The 18,256-nt window shown below is 57.8% G+C and carries 15 protein-coding genes and 1 other RNA gene; all 16 read right to left on the bottom strand.

What is annotated here, in order from left to right; all coding sequences use genetic code 11:
- Positions 1-46 precede the first annotated feature (46 nt).
- The 16 genes from ftsA to rsmI all read right to left on the bottom strand — a co-directional run bounded on the left by ftsA (position 47) and on the right by rsmI (position 18,165).
- A complete protein-coding gene (ftsA, locus tag ABD735_RS00270) occupies positions 47-1,279 on the bottom strand; it encodes a cell division protein FtsA (protein WP_344802096.1) in 1,233 nt (410 codons plus the stop codon).
- Positions 1,266-2,429 carry a cell division protein FtsQ/DivIB gene (locus ABD735_RS00265; RefSeq protein ID WP_344802094.1) on the bottom strand — a complete coding sequence of 388 codons (1,164 nt, stop codon included), beginning with the start codon at positions 2,427-2,429 and terminating at the stop codon, positions 1,266-1,268. The genes ftsA and ABD735_RS00265 overlap by 14 nt, the downstream gene beginning before the upstream one ends.
- Positions 2,422-3,429 (bottom strand): D-alanine--D-alanine ligase, encoded by a 1,008-nt coding sequence (locus ABD735_RS00260; RefSeq protein ID WP_344802092.1) that lies wholly within the window; start codon positions 3,427-3,429, stop codon positions 2,422-2,424. The genes ABD735_RS00265 and ABD735_RS00260 overlap by 8 nt, the downstream gene beginning before the upstream one ends.
- Positions 3,426-4,946: a UDP-N-acetylmuramate--L-alanine ligase gene (gene murC, locus ABD735_RS00255; RefSeq protein WP_425548542.1), complete on the bottom strand. Its 1,521-nt coding sequence runs from the start codon at positions 4,944-4,946 to the stop codon at positions 3,426-3,428. The genes ABD735_RS00260 and murC overlap by 4 nt, the downstream gene beginning before the upstream one ends.
- Entirely contained in the window at positions 4,939-6,051 is a 1,113-nt protein-coding gene (gene murG / locus ABD735_RS00250; protein WP_344802090.1) for an undecaprenyldiphospho-muramoylpentapeptide beta-N-acetylglucosaminyltransferase, read from the bottom strand. The genes murC and murG overlap by 8 nt, the downstream gene beginning before the upstream one ends.
- Positions 6,041-7,255, bottom strand: coding sequence for a putative lipid II flippase FtsW (gene ftsW / locus ABD735_RS00245; RefSeq protein ID WP_344802089.1), 1,215 nt, complete (start codon positions 7,253-7,255; stop codon positions 6,041-6,043). The genes murG and ftsW overlap by 11 nt, the downstream gene beginning before the upstream one ends.
- Positions 7,252-8,607 (bottom strand): UDP-N-acetylmuramoyl-L-alanine--D-glutamate ligase, encoded by a 1,356-nt coding sequence (gene murD / locus ABD735_RS00240; protein WP_344802087.1) that lies wholly within the window; start codon positions 8,605-8,607, stop codon positions 7,252-7,254. The genes ftsW and murD overlap by 4 nt, the downstream gene beginning before the upstream one ends.
- A 28-nt stretch (positions 8,608-8,635) precedes the next feature.
- A complete protein-coding gene (mraY, locus tag ABD735_RS00235; protein ID WP_344802085.1) occupies positions 8,636-9,718 on the bottom strand; it encodes a phospho-N-acetylmuramoyl-pentapeptide-transferase in 1,083 nt (360 codons plus the stop codon).
- Entirely contained in the window at positions 9,718-11,211 is a 1,494-nt protein-coding gene (locus tag ABD735_RS00230; protein WP_344802083.1) for a UDP-N-acetylmuramoyl-tripeptide--D-alanyl-D-alanine ligase, read from the bottom strand. The genes mraY and ABD735_RS00230 overlap by 1 nt, the downstream gene beginning before the upstream one ends.
- Positions 11,211-12,932: a Mur ligase family protein gene (locus ABD735_RS00225; protein ID WP_344802081.1), complete on the bottom strand. Its 1,722-nt coding sequence runs from the start codon at positions 12,930-12,932 to the stop codon at positions 11,211-11,213. The genes ABD735_RS00230 and ABD735_RS00225 overlap by 1 nt, the downstream gene beginning before the upstream one ends.
- Positions 12,919-14,661, bottom strand: coding sequence for a peptidoglycan D,D-transpeptidase FtsI family protein (locus tag ABD735_RS00220; RefSeq protein ID WP_344802079.1), 1,743 nt, complete (start codon positions 14,659-14,661; stop codon positions 12,919-12,921). The genes ABD735_RS00225 and ABD735_RS00220 overlap by 14 nt, the downstream gene beginning before the upstream one ends.
- Positions 14,654-15,013, bottom strand: a complete 360-nt coding sequence (ftsL, locus tag ABD735_RS00215; RefSeq protein ID WP_344802077.1) for a cell division protein FtsL — start codon at positions 15,011-15,013, stop codon at positions 14,654-14,656. The genes ABD735_RS00220 and ftsL overlap by 8 nt, the downstream gene beginning before the upstream one ends.
- A gap of 2 nt (positions 15,014-15,015) precedes the next feature.
- A complete protein-coding gene (rsmH, locus tag ABD735_RS00210; protein WP_344802075.1) occupies positions 15,016-15,963 on the bottom strand; it encodes a 16S rRNA (cytosine(1402)-N(4))-methyltransferase RsmH in 948 nt (315 codons plus the stop codon).
- Positions 15,964-16,013: 50 nt separating this feature from the next.
- Positions 16,014-16,469, bottom strand: a complete 456-nt coding sequence (gene mraZ, locus ABD735_RS00205) for a division/cell wall cluster transcriptional repressor MraZ (protein ID WP_344803754.1) — start codon at positions 16,467-16,469, stop codon at positions 16,014-16,016.
- A 441-nt stretch (positions 16,470-16,910) separates the two neighbouring features.
- Positions 16,911-17,272, bottom strand: an RNA gene (gene rnpB, locus ABD735_RS00200) — RNase P RNA component class A.
- A gap of 14 nt (positions 17,273-17,286) precedes the next feature.
- Positions 17,287-18,165, bottom strand: a complete 879-nt coding sequence (gene rsmI / locus ABD735_RS00195) for a 16S rRNA (cytidine(1402)-2'-O)-methyltransferase (protein WP_344802073.1) — start codon at positions 18,163-18,165, stop codon at positions 17,287-17,289.
- Positions 18,166-18,256 lie beyond the last annotated feature (91 nt).

The following is an 18,256-nucleotide window of genomic DNA, read 5'->3' as shown; positions in this document are numbered from 1 at the left end:
GATTATCTTGTTATTGATCTAGCTTCTTTTTTCATGACTGAACGTTTTAAAAATTGCCAGCGAACCAGTGCTTCAGTCTCTGCAACCAGTTCGTGGAGTGATCTGTTTTCTGCGAATTACCCCGTCCGCTGTCGAGTTGTCTGAATCCGTACTGCAACAGGCCGACGGCCGTGCTGTATTTCGGATTACTCACCACATCGGACAAGCCCGTGACGCCCTGGGGCGACGCAAGCCTGACAGGCATGTGGAAAATTTCTTCGGCCAGTTCGACCACACCTTCCATGCAGGCAGTTCCTCCGGTCAGCACCATGCCAGCCGCCACGAGGTCCTCAAAGCCACTGCGTCGGAGCTCGTTCTGCACCAGGGTGAACAGCTCCTCGTAACGTGGCTCGACGACTTCAGCCAGGGCCTGCCTGCTGAGATCTCGTGGTGGCCTGTCGCCGACGCCACTGACCTTGATCTTTTCGTCTGCACCTGCGAGCTGTGTGAGTGCGCAGGCGTATTTGATCTTGATGTCCTCTGCATGCTGAGTTGGCGTGCGAAGAGCCATGGCGATGTCGTTGGTGACCTGATCACCGGCAATTGGTATCACTTCGGTATGCCGAATTGCACCGCCAGTAAAAATAGCGATATCAGTAGTGCCGCCGCCGATATCAACCAGGCACACGCCCAGTTCACGCTCATCGTCTGTCAGCACCGCATAGCTGGAAGCCAACTGCTCGAGAATGATCTCTTCGACCTCCAGATTGCAGCGCTTCACGCACTTCTCGATGTTCTGATAGGCATTGACGGCACAGGTCACGAGGTGGACTTTCGCTTCCAGCCTGACGCCGGACATGCCAAGAGGTTCCTTGACACCTTCCTGGTTGTCGATCACGTACTCCTGCGGAATCACATGCAGGATGCGCTTGTCCGCTGGAATGGCAGCCGCCTGAGCGGCATCCAGCACACGATCCAGGTCGGCCGGGACGACTTCACGATCACGCACCGCGACAATGCCGTGGGAGTTGAAGCTCTTGATGTGACTGCCAGCGATGCCGACATACACAGAATGAATGCGGCAGCCGGCCATCAGTTCGGCTTCCTCGATTGCGCGCTGTATCGCCTGCACCGTGGCTTCGATATCGACCACGACGCCGCGCTTGAGCCCACGCGAAGGCTGCGAACCTAGTCCGACGATTTCTATGCGCCCGTCATCGGTTTTCTGACCAACGATGGCGACGACTTTTGAAGTCCCGATATCCAGGCCAACAATCATGTTTCCGTTAGGACTTACCATTTTTTCCCAATCCCTGAAGCTTCTTGTCTGTAAGGTCCTGCTCGGCCTGTTTCTGCCAGCCGATCGCCAGCCCGCTGGTGTATCGCAGGTCGGCGTAGGCAATAGTGCCGGCATCCCGGTGCAGGCCCCGGTTATAGATAGTCACGAAACGTTGCATGCGGCTCTGCAAATCCTTTGAACCAAGTCGCAGCTCGAAACTGACTGGTGCAGGCGTCAGGTCTGACCCGCTCCCCGAGTCAGTCGACTCGAGTTGCACAGACCAACTGCCAGCCGCCGAACGATGCAGGCTGGCGACGCTGAGATCGATGTCCCCGGTTTCGAGCAGACGGGTGATCTTCTGATACTGCGCAAGGAAATCATCGCTCTGACGTTGTGTGGCCGGAAACTCACCGCTCCACTCGAACACGGGCAGTGCACTGATGGCGCTGCGCAGGCTCTGAACGGCTGAGATTCCGGCCGCCGTGCGCTCGAATACGTCCCCAGCAGGCACATCGACCAGACTGCCATCCCGGCTGACGAAAGCAGAGATGCGGGTTTCGGCATCGCCCGGCGCTTGGCCAGACTGGCGCGTCAGGTCAGCCAGCGCGAAGGCGGGGATATATTCTTCAACCGACACCTTCAGCTTGCCCGACCAGCCACGCAGAACAGAGGCACTTCGAACCCATGGCAGCTCACTCAGATTCCGCTGTGCCTGGCGCAGGTCATAAAGATAGAAGCTGGTTTCGGAACCAGAGGGCACCAGCTCATCCACCAGGGCCTGACTGGTGAACCTGTTGTCCGACATCAGTTCAACCGCACTGACGGGTTTGTCGAGCGCTCGCAGTCCAGCGTAGGCTCCACCGAAAATGAGCAGCCAGAATGCGAAAATGCCACCATGCACGCAGGTCTGCCTGACACCGGTGGACGATGAAAACCGCGTCAGCGCCTGCCAGCATCGGCCAACTGCAGCACCAAAACGCTGCCATGCCGATGGTCCGACACGGCTTGCACCACGCGTGTTCGGCCTGCCCGGCCGGCTGAAATACCGGGTATGACCGCTCGTGGCCTGTGCAGACACCGCGCCACGACGATACAGGCCGGCAGGTGCCGACTGTCGTCGAAGTGGCTGTCTTGGCAGTCGTGGAGACTGTTGCGTCTGCGGTCTAGCCAATGTTCTGTGCCCTCCAGCTGTCCAGCAGATGAGTGAGATGACTATTGATATGTATGGCTGTGGCATCGGCCAGCGTTTCCGCAAGCACGAGCACGACAAGACTCTGGAAATCGAGACCAATGGCGGCAGCTGCCATTGGTACCAGGCTGTGATCAGTCATGCCCGGCACGGTATTGACTTCGAGCAGCCAGACCGTGTCGTGCTGGTCGATCATGAGATCGACTCTGGACCATCCTCTGGCGCCTACGGCCTGATTGGCCTGCAGTGCCAGCGCAGCCACTTCCGGCTCACGCTTGCCCAGGTCACACGGCAGACCGTACCGGGTCGAATTGAGCTCGTACTTCGCCGCATAGTCGTAGAATGCTTCCCCGGTGCTGAGACCGATGATCGGCAGGGCCTGATCGTGCAGGACCGCCATCGTGTACTCCCGCCCACGGATATACTGCTCTGCGATGACGACCGAATCGTAAGTCGCTGCATGAGTCCAGGCCGCCTGAAGCTCATTGGCAGAGTGCACTCTGCGCATGCCGATGCTGGAGCCTTCATGCACCGGCTTCACCATGGCTTCGCCACCAAGCTGAGCGATAGCTGCTGACCAGTCGGTATCGGCTTGCAGGACCACGAATGCCGGCGTCGGCAACCCCTGGCTCAACCAGAGTTGTTTCGTTCGCAACTTGTTCATGGCGAGCGCCGAAGTGAGCACGTCGCTACCCGTATATGGCTTGCCCATGAGCTGGAGCAGGCCCTGGATGCTACCGTCTTCACCGCCGCGCCCGTGAAGCAGAATCAGGGCCCGGTCGAACGAGCTATCGACAATGGCTGACAGCCCATCGGCGGGGTCCAGATGAAAGCAGTCGATGCCTGCATCAAGCAGTGCCGCATGAACGGCCTTGCCGCCTTTGAGACTGACGGGGCGCTCAGCCGAAGTGCCGCCATACAGCAACAGCACCCGACCAAAATCTGCAGCCATGATGTTCAGTGTCTTCAGTATGGAGCTCATACAGTCCTCCCGGCAGTATCACCAGCTTCATTCGACTGCGCTTCGAACGCCGCCGCCAGCTCGGAAGCCAGAGCACCAACATCGCCGGCCCCCTGCGTAATGACCAGATCGTGCGGCTGCAGCATCGCCATGAGCTTACTCATCAATGTCGTTCTGTCTGTCAGCAGTACCGGGTCGACCGTACTTTGCTGGCGGATGCTTCTGGCCAGGCTTCGACTATCTGCACCCGGGATTTCCTTCTCCCCAGCCGAGTAGACGTCGAGCAGAATAAGCACATCGACCTTGCTCAGCACCTTGACGAAATCATCGTACAGCTCGCTGGTTCTGGAATAGCGATGGGGCTGAAAGATCATGACGATGCGACGTTCCTGCCAGCCTGCCCGAATGGCTTCGATGGTCACCGTCACTTCACGCGGATGATGGCCGTAGTCGTCGACCAGCATGACATCGTCGACCGGTGTACCAACTTCGTTTCTGAGTCGGAAATTACCATACATCTGGAAGCGTCTACCGACCCCTTCGAAACTCGACAGGGCCTTGATGACCGCTTCGTCGTCAATGCCTTCGTCCATGGCGAGGGCAATGGCAGCCAGCGCATTCAGCACATTGTGCTGTCCGGGCATTTTCAAACAGATGTCCAGATCGGGCAGACCGGCAGGTCGCTTGGCGTTGAAGCAGGTGATATTACCTTCCTGCCGGATATTCTCGGCTCTGAAATCAGCGCTCTCGTGTACGCCGTAGGTCACTACTGACCGACCAATCTGACCTCGGATCTCTCGGAGCACTGGGTCGTCGATACAGATAATGGCGAGTCCGTAGAACGGCAGGTTATGCAGGAACTCGATAAATGTCTGCTTCAGTCGGCCAAAATCGCCGCCGTAGGTATGCATGTGATCAGCATCGATATTGGTCACAATGGCGACCATTGGGGTCAGGTGCAGAAACGAGGCATCGCTTTCATCAGCTTCAACCACCAGGTAACGCGAGCCGCCAATTTTTGCGTTAGTGCCAGCACTATTCAATCGACCGCCAATCACAAAGGTAGGATCGAGCCCAGCTTCGGCCATTACCGAGGCGACGAGGCTGGTGGTAGTGGTCTTCCCATGCGTACCAGCGACTGCGATGCCGTGTCGATAGCGCATGATTTCGGCCAGCATCTGCGCGCGCGCGATGACAGGAATGCGTAAACGGGCCGCTTCGAGCACTTCAGGATTTGTCTCACTCACAGCTGTTGACGCTACAACCACGTCAATACCGGTGACATTGGCTTCGCTGTGACCAATGGCGACACTGACACCGAGCTGGCGCAGGCGCCTGGTTACTGCAGTGTCCTGCAGATCCGAGCCACTGATGTCATAGCCCTGGTTGAGCATGACTTCGGCAATACCGCACATACCTGAGCCGCCGATCCCGATGAAGTGGATCTTTCTGACCCTGCGCATCTCGGGCGGCAGCCAGGCTGGTACTGGCTGGTCCAGTGTCGAAGTCACAACGGTTTCCTTGCTGGCATCAGGCATGTGCGAGCTCCCTGGTGCAGACGGAGAGGCAGTAGTCGGCAACCGCGACTGCGGCGTCAGTGCGGGCCACAGCCTCGGCTGCCTGTCCCATGTGGCTAAGTTTTTCATGATCTTCCAGTAATCCTTTCAGTAGTTGAGCCAATCCCTGAGCATTCAGATCCCGCTGATCGACAATTCGGGCCGCACCTGCAGCCACCATTGTTTCTGCGTTGCGTGTCTGATGATCGTCAATCGCATGTGGGTACGGCACCAGAACCGCGGGAACACCGGTCACCGCCAGTTCTGCGAGGGTCAGTGCTCCAGCACGGCATACCGCTAATGCAGCCTGCTCGTAGGCCTGGGCCATGTCATCGATGAATTCGACAACCTCGGCCTTTACGCCGAGCTGGTCATACAGTGCCTGACAGGCGGCTGCCTTGCCGGCACCCGCCTGATGAAGAATCTTTGGCAGCACATCCACGCTCAGTTGAGCCAGCGCCTGCGGCAGCACTTCATTGAGCACCTGGGCGCCGCGACTGCCGCCGAGAATGAGTAAATGACCAGCCTGAGGCTGCTGTCGGCGTCTTGCCGCCACGCCCAGCAATTCAGCTCGAACGGGGTTGCCGACCCACTCGGCGCGGTCTCTGGCCTTGCCGTGAAACGTGCCTTGAAAGCCTTCGAAGACCTTGTCGGCAACGGTCGCCAGCCAACGGTTGGTAGTGCCCGGCACCGCGTTCTGCTCATGAAGAACGAGCGGGCGATTCATCAACCAGGTCGCAATGCCACCTGGGCCAGAGGCGAAGCCGCCAAGTCCCAGTACGCAGTCGGGCTGCTCCTGGCGAATGATCAGACAGGCCTGAACGACAGAGCGCATCAACTGGAAGGGCGCCTTCAGCCAGCTGCTCATGCTCTTGCCCCGTACGCCGGAGATATCGAGCAACTTGAGCCGGAAGCCGTGCTTCGGAACGACCTGCACTTCCATGCCGGCCTTGGAACCCAGCCAGACCACGTCGACGCCCTGAGCCTCGAGCACCCGGCCTACAGACAGCCCTGGAAAGATATGCCCGCCAGTGCCTCCGGCCATGATCAGCACAGCAGGGCTACGATCGAGTGCTTCAGCTCGCATGCTGCACCTCCTGCATACGACTTCTGGCCGCTCGTGGCATGCGGGCCGATGGCTCGGCGCTCGCGGGATCCTTCGCTTCAGATTTCAAGCGCAGGTTTTCTCGTTCTATACGCACCAGCAGCGCAACTGCCAGCAGGCTGCCCACCAGGCTGGAGCCGCCGTAGCTGATGAAGGGTAAGGCCAGACCCTTGGTAGGCAACAAGCCGGTATTCACACCGAGATTCACCAGCACCTGAATGCCAAGCAGGATGGAGACTCCGTAGGCCAGGTAAGCCTGGAACAGTCGCTCCAGACGCTCGGCCTTCCGGCCAATCTGAAGTCCGCTGACGACCACAGCGGCAAAGGTCAGCAGCAGCATCAACGCGCCTATCAAGCCAAACTCTTCTGCGGTAACGGCAAAAACGAAATCGGTATGAGCTTCAGGCAGGTAGCTGAGTTTCTGCACCGAATTGCCGAGACCGACGCCGAACCACTCGCCCCGCCCGAAAGCGATGAGGGCCTGGGTCAGCTGATAGCCGGAATCGTACTGGTCGACCCAGGGGTCGGTATAGGAGGTCAGGCGGGCCAGTCGATAAGGCTCGGCCACGGCCAGCAGCGCAAGCGCCGCTAGCGTCACCAGCATCAGGAGACTGAAGTGGCTGAGCTTGACGCCACTCAGAAATATCATACCGAGCACCGCGGCCAGCACCACGACCAGGGCACCGAAATCAGGCTCGCTCAGCAACAGCAGCGCGCACACCAGGAACACCAGCAGAGGCTTGAAGAAGCCCCACCAGCTCTGACGAACCTCTTCGACCTTCCGTGCCAGATACCCGGCGATATAGATGATGAGACCGAGCTTGGCGAATTCCGAGGCCTGCAGGTTGATCGGCCCCAGATTGATCCAGCGTGTGCTGCCATTGACCGTCTTGCCTATGCCTGGAACCAGAACCAGCATCAGAAGAATGATCGACACCGCCAGCGCCAGAACACTGAGCTTGAGCAGCCGCTCGCTTGGAGTCTTCAATACCACCGCCGCAGCCGCACAACCGATGACCAGGAATGACAGGTGTCTAACGAGGTAATGCGTCGAATCCAGATTACTGTCCACCGCATAATCGATACTTGAAGAGAACACCATGATGACGCCGAACAGCGACAGCAACAGGGTCGCAATGGAAATGGTCGTGAGCAGTGATGGCCACACAGGCTTGAATGCTGTCATTCGCGCAGCCCCTTCACCATCGCGGCAAAACGATCGCCACGGTCTTCGTAACCGCTGAACTGGTCGAAGCTGGCGCAGGCTGGTGACAGCAGGATCAGGTCTCCGGCCCGGGCTTCTTCCCGCGCAGCCTCGAGCGCCGAAGCGAGATCGCTCGAGATCGTCAACGAACGTGGCCGTTCGCTTGCGGCAGAAAATGCGCCTTGAAGCAACACTGCGTCACGGCCATACAGATGCACGCTGGCCAACAGTCGACTGGACTTCGCCAGTGGTGCGAAATCCTGCCCCTTGCCGTCGCCACCACACAGCAGATGAATACGCCCGGAATATTCGGTAGAAAAGCCATCGACTGCGGCCAGGGCAGCACCAACATTGGTAGCCTTGGAGTCGTTGATAAACACCACGCCATCGACTTCGGAGACGAAGGCGCAGCGATGGGGAAGGCCGTTATACTGTTTCAGCGCCGCGAGACAGGACCCCTGATCGAGTTCGAACTGCTCTGCCAATGCCAGGGCTGCCAGGGCGTTCAGCCAGTTGTGGCGCCCCTGGATCTTCAGTGCTGACGTCGACAGCAGCAGTGTCCGGCCCTTCGCCAGATACCACTGCCCATCTTCATTGCGCAGACCGTAGTCGCTTGGTTCGGGCTCACGGCTGGTGAAGCCTATGGCCGCACGGTCTCGCGACAGCGGCGCCTGGGCGAGTGGATCGTCGCGGTTGAGCACCATCTTGCGCGCACCATTGAACACGCGGATCTTGGCATTGTGATAAGCCAGCATGTTGTCGTAGCGATCCATATGATCCTGCGACAGGTTCAACACAGTGGCCGCGGTGGCGGCCAGATGTCGTGTAGTTTCGAGCTGGAAACTGGAGACCTCGAGAACATACAGCTCTATCTCCGGCTGCAGGAGGTCGAGGGCGGGCGTGCCGAGATTACCTCCGGCGACACTACGAACGCCACAAGCCTCGGCCATGGCCTGAAGTAGCGTGGTCACCGTGCTCTTGCCGTTCGATCCGGTAATTGCAGCGAACGGCACCGTTACACTTTCGCTGAACAGATCGATATCTCCACGCAGCGGCTTCTCTTCGGCCAGCCTCCTGAGCAGCGCATGACGCAAGTCTATGCCAGGGCTTACCCAGATTTCATCGGCCTGCTGCAGCCAGGCTTCGTGTAAGCCACCAAAATGAAAGGCCACATCTGGCCAGGCTTGTTTGAGCTGGGTAAAAGCGAGCGTTTCCGGCCGAGTGTCCATGAGGACGACCTGATAGGCACGCGAGCGGGCATAGCGCAGCAGCGACTGACCGGTGACACCTGCCCCGATAATCGCTACTGCCTTGTCTGCTGCCAATATGCTCACGCCTTGCTTCCCTTGATGACTCTCATGACTATCTGATTTTCAGTGTCGCCAGGCCCACGAGGACCAGAACGACGGTAATGACCCAGAAGCGCACGATAACGCGCGGCTCAGGCCAGCCTTTCAGCTCAAAATGATGATGAATAGGTGCCATCCGGAAAATCCTGCGGCCAGTCAATTTGAACGAGGCCACCTGCAAGATGACGGACACAGTTTCCAGAACGAAAATGCCCCCCATGATGAAGAGCACGATTTCCTGTCGGACGATGACGGCCACTACGCCCAGTGCCGCACCCAGTGCCAGAGCGCCAACGTCGCCCATGAAGACCTGCGCTGGATAGGTGTTGAACCAGAGAAAGCCCAGCCCCGCGCCCACCAGAGCAGCGAGGAAGACCATAAGCTCACCTGTCCCCGGTAGATAAGGCACGAGCAGGTACTCGGCAAAATTCACGTTGCCTGACACATAGGCGAATATGCCCAAAGCGCCACCCACCATGACGGTAGGCATGATGGCGAGTCCGTCCAGTCCGTCCGTGAGGTTGACCGCGTTGCTGCTGCCTACGATGACGAAGTAGGTCAGGGCTATGAAGCCCAGGCCCAGCGGAATGGCGACTTCCTTGAAGACCGGAATGATCAGCGTGGTTTCTGCTGGCGACGCTGCAGTGACATAGAGCAGAACCCCGGCCAGCAGACCGAACACAGACTGCCAGAAATACTTCCAGCGAGCAGGCAGACCGCGGCTATTCTTTTCGACGACCTTGCGCCAGTCATCTACCCAGCCAATAGCACCAAAGCTGACGGTAGTCAGCAGGGTGATCCAGATATAGCGGTTGCTGAGGTCCGCCCAAAGCAAGGTGCTGATGACGATGGCCACTAGAATAAGCGCGCCGCCCATCGTAGGTGTGCCAGCCTTACTCAGATGGCTTTCAGGACCATCGTTGCGAATGCTCTGCCCGATCTGACGGAGGGCCAGATTCCGGATCATCTTCGGACCAACCAGCAGGGAAATACCGAGCGCAGTCAGCACACCGAGGATCGCTCGCAAAGTGAGGTACTGGAACACGCTGAAAGACGGAAACCATGTAGACAGGAATTCGGATAGGAACAGCAGCATCAGGCTTTGCCTCCCCTGCCATTCCTGGCATCTGCACTCGCAAATCCCATACGTTTCAGCACGGCGGCCTTCAGCGTTTCCATGCCGGCACTGCGCGAGCCCTTGAACAGCACACACACTTTGGCGCCACCTTTCAGTCTGGCCTGAAGTTCGTTCACGATAGCCAGTTGTGCAGCACTCTTGTCGGAAAACGACTGACAGACGGCGCCGTGATTCGCGACCACCGATTCGAAACCAAGGCGAACATCATCAGCGTAGCGTCCCACTGCGAATACAGCCGCGAAGCCTCGCTCTGCCGCCTGCACCCCAAGATTCCTGTGAGCGCTCGAGGTCAATTCGCCAAGCTCTGCCATATCCCCAAGCACCGCCACACCCAGTCCATCGATGTCCGCCAGCACGTCGAGCGCCGCCACCATGGAAGCGGGATTGGCATTGTAACTGTCATCGATGCAGGTCAGACCATGGCCGTAGTGTTCGAACTGCAGCCGACCGCCAGTAGGCCTTGCAGCAGCAAGCCCTTCGGCAATGGCTACAGGCTTGAGGCCGAGCATGAAGCCTGCGGCAGCGGCCGCCAGCGCATTGCAGATGTTGTGTCGACCAGCAAACTCGAGTGTTGCTGAAACTTCCGTCGCTTTACTCGACTGTCCCGGGCGGCGCAGCACGAGCGTGAAGCTGGAACCGCTTTCGTTCGATCGAATGTTCTTCGCCGTCACATCGGCACTGTCGTGGAAGCCGAAAGTGATGATGTCAGGCTTCTGTGACAGATTCTCGCAATAGGTGGCCCAGAACGGGTAATTCTGATCATCCCGGTTGAGCACGGCGGAGCCTGAACCAAGCAGACCTTCGAAGATTTCAGCCTTGGCCTGAACGATCCGCTCCAGACTGCCGAAGCCTTCAAGGTGGGCTGCGCTGGCGTTGTTGAGAATGGCGACCTGAGGCAGGGTCATTCTGGTGGTCCTGGCAATCTCACCTACCGCACTGGCGCCGAGCTCGAACACGCCGGCAACATGCTGGTCATTCAACTGGAGCAGACTCAGTGGGACGCCGATTTCGTTGTTGAGATTACCCTGGGTCTTGGCGACAGGGCCGCGGGTTTCGAGAATGCTTGCCAACATCTCCTTGACGCTGGTCTTGCCAGCAGAGCCGGTGACTGCAGCCACGAGCCCACGAAACCGGGCACGATTCGCCCGGCCGATCTGCCCAAGCGCTCGCAGAGTGTCTTCGACCACCAGCACGCGCTGCTTGTCGACGATTTGCCCGGCCGCCCTGAGCTCGGCGAGTGACTGACTGGAGATCGCAGCGACCGCACCCTGCTGAAGGGCCTGGCCAATATAGTCATGTCCATCAAACCGCTCACCCGACAAAGCGACGAACAGCGTACCTTTGAGCTGTTTGCGGGTATCGGTTTCAACGGCCGTTACCGCCTGCGGACTGCCGGCAAATTCTGCCGACGTGATGGCCGCAATCTTGTGCGTATCCCATAAGCCTATCACTACATCTTCTCCTGACGCTGCAGCGGCATATGGGCTGCTGAGGACTTACTGACAGACGAGGAGGCATGGCGCTCCAGCACCTTCCTGACCTCATCCAGATCTGAAAATGGCAGCCGACGACCGGCATATTCCTGATAATCCTCATGCCCCTTGCCTGCCACGAGCACGAGTGCGCCCTTATCCGCTGACTCGATGGCGGCGGCAATGGCCTGCTCACGCTGTTCGATGATGTCGACAGCTGCGTTGCCTGTTTCGGTACCCTCCCGGATATCGCGAATGATGCTTAAAGGATCTTCGCTTCGGGGATTGTCGCTCGTGAGAATGATCTTGCTGCTGTGCAGCGAAGCGATTTCACCCATGAGTGCGCGCTTACCCTTGTCTCGATCTCCACCGCAGCCAAAGACCGTAGTAATGCTGGTAAAGCCATGCTGCTTGAGAGCGGTCAGTGTCTTTTGCAGAGCATCTGGCGTGTGGGCATAGTCCACCACGACGCGTGGCTCACCCACGCTTGAGGTCGCTGAATCCATCCGCACCATCTGGAGTCGACCAGGCACTGCCCGCAGTTGGCCGCAGTGGCTGACAATCCGGCTGGCACAGTCAGCAGACTCTACAGACAGCAGTCGCTCCGAGGACCGCCCTTCGTCGCGCTTGTGTTGCAGCTGATTGACCATGACTGCGTACACGCAGGCGGCGGCTGTCAGCACATTTGCGAGATTGAACTCGCCGAGCAATCTGAGCCGTTGCGTAGCCTGCTCACCGTCAACGTTGATCGTACAGCTCATGCCGTCTGCCATGAGTTCGATATCGTGAGCACAGGCCGTGGCTGCATGCAGTAGACTCACTGTCATGAGCTCAGGCGCAAAGCGATCAGCTTCCCCAGCCCCATCCCTTGCTCTGTCATCCCTAGCCAGCTGGGTGAGCTCATGACGCCAGAGCGAACCATAGTAATCATCGTCGTTGAAAATGGCTGCTGACAGACCTGGCGTTGAAAACAGGCTTCGCTTCGCATTGGCATAGGCGGCAAGCGAGCCGTGGTAATCGAGATGGTCCCGCGTGATATTGGTCAGCGCCGCGATATCAACGGGCACGGCTACCAGCCTTCCCTGCACGAGGGCGTGTGAGCTTGCCTCAAGAAAAATCACTTGGGCACCGGCGCTGCGAAGCTCGGCGAGCTGGCGCTGGATGGACACGGCATCGGGCGTGGTATTTCTGGTCGGACGAAGATGGCCTTCGATGCCGTAGCCCAGCGTGCCGATGACACCGGCCGGCATGCCGCAGAGACCAGACAATTGCGCCGCATAGTGACTCACTGAAGTCTTGCCGTTGGTGCCAGTGATGGCCACGATCGCCAGCGCTTCAGCCGGTCTGTCGTAAAAATCTGCTGCCAGTTCTGCCAATTCGTTATCAGCCATCGGCAACTGAATGCGGATAAAACTTCGCCCCGAACTACTGTGCTCCACACTGACCTTTGTGGCTTCGGAGGACGCCATGCCCTGCAACACAGCTATCGCGCCCTGAGCAACAGCCTGCTCGATAAAATCGGCACCATTGCGCGCCTGCCCGTTCAGCGCAATAAATAATGAATTATCAACACAGTCCCGGCTATCGATACTCAGTTGCTCGATCGTTCGATCAGCTTCTGCATCGATAGCAATGCGGTGACCGAGCCATTGCGACAGAGTCTTGCCTTTGACCGGATGCATGCGCTTAGTGTCGCTCACTGGAGACTCCACTGGCAGCGGCTGTTGCATCAGCGAGCAGGGAGTCCGGACGATCCGGCTGCACGCCAAGAATTCTCAGAGAATCGGACACAATGCGCGAAAATACCGGGGCGGCCACTTCGCCACCGTAATACTCTCCCTTGCGCGGGCTGTGAATCACGACGACGACGACAATGCGTGGGTTGTCCGCCGGCGCCATTCCCGCAAACAGCGCACTGTACTCTTCTGCCTCATAACCCTGAGCGCCAAGACGGTGAACCGTACCTGACTTGCCCGCCACGCTGAAACCGCTGACCGCCGCACGCTTGCCAGTACCCTCGGTGATGACCCGGCGCAACATATTCACGACACTGACAGCTGTTGTCGCACTCATGACCTGAATCGGCGCCTGCTCAAGATTATCTTCCGCACGATGAAACAGTGACACAGGACGGCGGACACCCTTGTTCGCCAGAACCTGGTAGCCCTGAGCAAGCTGCATGACAGTAGATGACATGCCATAGCCATATGCCAAAGAGGAGAGCTGAGATGGCCTCCAATCCGATGGCGATGGCAGCACGCCATAGCGCTCACCAGGATACTCGACACCGGTGGGCTGGCCGAAACCTGCCTGACTGAACATGCCCCAGAGCTGCTCACCGCCGAGCTCCCGAGCTATTTTCGCTGCGCCAACGTTACTGGACTTGGCGATAACGCCACCCATATCCAGCTCACCATAATTGGCGCCGTCGCGAATGGTATAATTGCCCAGGCGAAGGTAACCAGGGCTGGTATCTATTCTGGAGCTCGCTCTGTACTTGCCGGATTCGATGGCAGCGGCGATGGTAAATGGCTTCATGGTCGAGCCAGGTTCAAAAACATCAGTGACCGCGCGATTGCGCATCCGCTCCGGCTCGAGGTCACTACGGTCGTTAGGATTGAACGAGGGCTGATTTACCATGGCCAGCAACTCACCACTCTCAACGTCGAGCATGACCACACTGCCAGACATGGCACCGTAGCCTGACACTGCCGCCTTGAGCTCGCGGTAAGCCATATATTGCAGCCGCAGATCGAGGCTGAGCTGGATGTTACGGCCATCACGGGCTGCGCTTTCCAGTTCGAGATGGTCAATCACATGACCGTCACGGTCCTTGAGCACCTTACGCTTTCCAGGGGAGCCGCTTAACCACTCGTTATAAGCAAGCTCGATGCCTTCCTGTCCGCTATCATCAACATTCGTCAGGCCCGCAACGTGAGCCGCTACCTCGCCAGCTGGATAAAAGCGCTTTGACTCCGAGTCCGCCGCCAGGCCGACAAGCTTCAGGGCCTTGACGGCAGCTGCAAGATCCGGCGACACATGACGCTTGAGATACATGAAGCCACGCTCCGAACGCTGACGAATGCTGTCTCGCAATTGGGCTTCATCAAGCTCGAGCAGCGCAGCCGCCTGTTTCCATTCAGCCTGCTCAGGATCGGCCCGACCAGGGTTCACCCACAGCGTATGAACCGGCGCGCTGATCGCCACCGGCACACCATTTCGATCATAAATCGAACCTCGCACGGCAGGCAGGACTTCTGATTTGATCGTTCGCAGCGCAGCTTGATGCTTCAACATTGAACTCTCGATGCTGTGCAGCATGACCAATTTGACGCCAATAACGACGAAGCCAGCAGTAAGGCCGGCCAGGACGACGCTGAGCCGCCACCCTGCAAGGGCCAGCGGCTTCTCACTTCCGCGATCACTCATTCGAGCTTCCGGCAATGATGGTCTGACGACCGCCATTGAGCGCGTCCGAGACCCGCTGGCTCAATTGGGCAGGTGATGCAGGACGAACAAGGGCAATCTGATCTGGCTTTGGCTCACTCAAGGAAAATTCGCTGCGCGCCAGTCGCTCGATACGTGAGAGCGAATCCCATGCTCCTTGCTCGACGAGAAGCTGGGCCCATTGCCGCTGTAGCTCTCCCTCTGCCTGCTTCAGGGCATGCAGATCGGAAAACGACTGACGACTCGCCTGGACCGAGTAGATGGTCAGCAGCGCTGAAACGCAAACAGCCACCATGAGAACGGTGGTCACCGCCTTTCTGTTCAATGGATTCATGATCATAGTGCTCGCCCCGAATTGTTGTTTTTGTCAAGACGTTCGACAGCTCTCAACACCGCACTTCTGGCACGGGTGTTGGCGCTGACTTCGGATTGCTCCGCAGTCACTTTCTTGGCAATGATACGACCCTCAGGCATGAGCTCTGGAGGGATGATTGGCACCCACTTCGGGACCTGCGCGACACTGGCCTGATCCCGCATGAAGCGCTTGACGATGCGGTCCTCGAGGGAGTGGAAACTGATGACCACCAGCCGACCACCTGGCAGCAGCGCATCGAATGCCTGCCTGAGTCCGCTTTCCAGGGCATCGAGCTCACCGTTCACAGCAATGCGAATGGCCTGGAAGGCGCGAGTGGCCGGATTCTTGTGCTTCTCCCATTTAGGATTGGCTGCTGCAATAACGGCAGCAAGATCGGCGGTTCTTGTAAAAGGCTGCTCTGCTCGGCGCTCAACGATGGCCCGAGCAATCCTGCGGGCAAATTTCTCTTCGCCGTATTCAAACAGGATTCGAGTGAGTTCGGCTTCGCCGACATGGGCGATATACTCGGCGGCTGACTCTCCAGCTTCAGTGTTCATGCGCATGTCCAGCGGACCGTCATTCTGAAAGCTGAAGCCCCGGCCAGCATCATCGAGTTGCGGTGATGACACGCCAAGATCCATGAGAATCCCATTGACCTTCCTGACGCCAGCGGCCTGCAGCAGCTTGCCGAGATCGGCAAAGTTGCCGTGGAGAAAATGAAAGCGCGCGTCCTCGCCAAAACGAGCAGCAGCCTCACGGGCCGCAGGATCCTGATCGATGGCGTACAGTCGACCGTCGCTATTGAGCGCGTCGAGAATGAGCGCGGAGTGACCGCCACGTCCGAAGGTCGCATCGACATAGCAGCCGTCCCTCTGGGGCGCGAGTGCTGCCAGAGCCTGCTCCGGCATCACGCTGATATGTTGATCCATGTACCCTCGATGAACCTGGTGGTTCTTGTCTAAAACAGCTGAATACAAGATTAAAGCGCTATGTTCATGAGTTCCTGAGGCATCTCTCCTTCCTGCGCCTCGACTTCAAGGTAGCCATCCCTGACCTTGGTCCATTCTGCTTCATCCCAGAGCTCAAACTTCTTGCCCTGGCCGAGAAGTACCAGCTTCTTTTCCAGAAAGGCATACTCCCGAAGCGAAGCTGGCAATAAAATTCTTCCGTTGGAATCGATCTCAAGTTCCTGTGCGTGACCGAGGATCAATCTTTTGATTCTTATGGTGCCCGGCTGGAAACTAGGCAGCGCTTCTATTTTTTCTGCGATTTTTTCCCATTCGTTTCTTGGGTAGACCAGCAGGCAACGGACCTGGGTATCAATGGTGACAACGAGTTGATTGGCGCACAGCTGCTCGAGACGCTCCCGATATTTGCTGGGCATCACGAATCGACCTTTGGCATCCATATTGATGCTGTTGTCGCCAGTGAACATGGTCACTTAGGTTCGAATCCTGCCAGGTACTGCCATTGAGACACTCTTGTCGTTGCTTTTGGTCTTGTACGTACATTTAGGCCACCCTGCCCCACAAACTTCCACAATTCACCACAATTTCCCACTGCAGACACTATAGGAAGCACTTGTTGCCTTTTCAAGTGGCCACATGGGCCAATGACTATAAATTTGTTTCACTAAAACAGGGACTTAGGGAGGGTCAGGCAGGAAAGTAGAAATACTTATGGTTAAAAAACCATATATATCATGGAGATGGGCATCTATCGTGATAATCCAGATGAGAACAAAGATTATTTTGCAATAACGATGAGAGCAGCGGGCTTTCTATTGCATATCAAAGCGTTAAGACTGTATATGCATACAGTATAACGATAGAAGTTAGCGGCCAATACCCACATTTGAGCATTGGCCACTATAAAGAAGAGGAGTCTGCCGATAAGCCGGGTTCTGTCGTGGACAGTCATTTATCTGGGCCGATTGTCACCAATCGGCTCGTGCGACCTACCCGGATCCAGCGTGGGCGCGCCTAACGGATCCCTATTTGGTCTTGCTCCAGGTGGGGTTTTCCATCGCCATGAACTGTTACCAGTCATGCGGTGCGCTCTTACCGCACCATTTCAACCTTACCGGCAGCCGAAGCTACGTAGGCGGTATACTTTCTGTTGCACTTTCCATCGACTCACGCCGCCCAGGTGTTACCTGGCACCTTGCCCGATGGAGCCCGGACTTTCCTCCCCCTGCCCCGGTAAACCGGCGCAGACAGCGACTGTCTGGCAAACTCCGCGCGCAGTCTAACTCAATCGAGGGCCAGAATCTGCTTATATATGTCGCGCTTTTTCCGGCTGCTGGCTGCAGCGACTGCCGAGGCTAGATCCGAGGGCGAAATTTGACTCTTGAGGTTACGCAGTAAAGCCTCGAGATCGACCGTCACGGCCGTGAGGTCATCAGATGGCGCTTCGGCCTCGGCACCTTTTATCATGACGACGAACTCGCCACGGCTCTGGTTGTGATCTGCGGCGACGGCTTCGTTCACCGCGCCAGCCGTTCCGGAAATAAAGGTTTCGAAGGTTTTAGTGAGCTCGCGGCCAATACAGATTTCCCGGTCTGCGCCAAAGACAGCAACACAGTCGGCGAGCATATCCTGAATTCGATGCGGCGCCTCGTAGAAAACGAGGGTACGCTGCTCTCCGGCCAGCCTCTGCAGCGCGCTACGACGGTTCGAGGGCTTGGCCGGCAGGAAGCCTTCGAAAGTGAACCGGTCGGTCGGTAGACCACTGGCAGATAACGCCGCGATGAGCGCACATGCGCCAGGCACAGGAATGACGGCATAACCCGATGCCCTCAACTCGGTGACCAACATCGCGCCCGGGTCAGATATCAGCGGGGTTCCCGCATCGGACACCAGCGCCACAGTCTTGCCTTCATCAAGCAGGGCCTTCAGATAGTCCACTCTGCCACGCTCATTGTGCTGATGCAGTGAGCACAATGTTTTCTGCAATCCAAAATGAGACAAAAGGTTCTGGGTATGGCGGGTATCTTCCGCAGCGACGACGTCCACCGCAGCAAGAACGGCCAGCGCTCGTGTGGTCATGTCGTCGAGATTTCCGATCGGGGTGGCCACGACGTACAGTCGCCCTGGCGGCGCATCATGGGCTGAACTGGTTTGCAGAAACATGTGAATCTCTCCGAACGGTAACGACAGCCGAGAGGACAGAACGTTGCTGCCACCGGCTCCGGCTTGGTAGACTGCTTTGCTGCGACGTCAT

Origin of the sequence: Allohahella marinimesophila (assembly GCF_039538005.1) — a bacterium.
In the GTDB taxonomy this organism is placed as follows: Bacteria; Pseudomonadota; Gammaproteobacteria; order Pseudomonadales; family Oleiphilaceae; genus Allohahella; species Allohahella marinimesophila.
This window is presented reverse-complemented; position numbering and strand designations above follow the sequence as displayed.

Coding starts and splice junctions, on each gene's coding strand:
- ftsW (WP_344802089.1), bottom strand. CDS start 7,255: ATGACAGCATTCAAGCCTGTGTGGCCATCACTGCTCACGACCATTTCC.
- murG (WP_344802090.1), bottom strand. CDS start 6,051: ATGCGAGCTGAAGCACTCGATCGTAGCCCTGCTGTGCTGATCATGGCC.
- ftsL (WP_344802077.1), bottom strand. CDS start 15,013: ATGAATCCATTGAACAGAAAGGCGGTGACCACCGTTCTCATGGTGGCT.
- ftsA (WP_344802096.1), bottom strand. CDS start 1,279: ATGGTAAGTCCTAACGGAAACATGATTGTTGGCCTGGATATCGGGACT.
- rsmH (WP_344802075.1), bottom strand. CDS start 15,963: ATGGATCAACATATCAGCGTGATGCCGGAGCAGGCTCTGGCAGCACTC.
- ABD735_RS00220 (WP_344802079.1), bottom strand. CDS start 14,661: ATGAGTGATCGCGGAAGTGAGAAGCCGCTGGCCCTTGCAGGGTGGCGG.
- mraY (WP_344802085.1), bottom strand. CDS start 9,718: ATGCTGCTGTTCCTATCCGAATTCCTGTCTACATGGTTTCCGTCTTTC.
- ABD735_RS00260 (WP_344802092.1), bottom strand. CDS start 3,429: ATGAGCTCCATACTGAAGACACTGAACATCATGGCTGCAGATTTTGGT.
- murC (WP_425548542.1), bottom strand. CDS start 4,946: ATGCCTGATGCCAGCAAGGAAACCGTTGTGACTTCGACACTGGACCAG.
- rsmI (WP_344802073.1), bottom strand. CDS start 18,165: ATGTTTCTGCAAACCAGTTCAGCCCATGATGCGCCGCCAGGGCGACTG.
- mraZ (WP_344803754.1), bottom strand. CDS start 16,469: ATGTTCACTGGCGACAACAGCATCAATATGGATGCCAAAGGTCGATTC.